This window comes from Psychrobacter sp. TB20-MNA-CIBAN-0197 (genome assembly GCF_040309765.1).
In the GTDB taxonomy this organism is placed as follows: domain Bacteria; phylum Pseudomonadota; class Gammaproteobacteria; order Pseudomonadales; family Moraxellaceae; genus Psychrobacter; species Psychrobacter submarinus.
The window spans coordinates 1-348 of record NZ_JBEOPC010000222.1 but is presented as its reverse complement, the minus strand read 5'-3'; the positions used below and the strand labels follow the sequence as shown (position 1 = coordinate 348).

1 protein-coding gene is annotated in these 348 nt (G+C 62.4%); it reads right to left on the bottom strand.

What is annotated here, in order from left to right; all coding sequences use genetic code 11:
• On the bottom strand, nt 1-348 hold a 348-nt coding region (locus AAEY83_RS13415), incomplete at both ends, for a nitrilase-related carbon-nitrogen hydrolase (RefSeq protein WP_351059532.1).

The following is a 348-nucleotide window of genomic DNA, read 5'->3' as shown; positions in this document are numbered from 1 at the left end:
GGCCAAGGCCAGGCGCCGCGCGTTTTCCGGAAACTCCAGGTCGTAGCAGATCAGGAAGCCGAGCTTCCAGCCGTTCAATTCAACCACCGGCAAGTCGGAGTCACCGGGGCTGAACATCGATCGGTCGAGGTCGCCGAACAGATGTGACTTGCGGTAATTGCACAGGCGCTCGCCGTGGGCGTCGATCAGTTGCACGGCGTTGTAGATCTGACCGTCGGCGGTGCGCTCCGGATAACCGTAAACGATCGCCAGACCCGCAGCCTTGGCAATCCGGCCGATCTGCTGCGCCCATTCACCGTTGTAGACCTCGGCCAGCGTGCTCACCGCTTCGGCGCCGATGTTGTAACC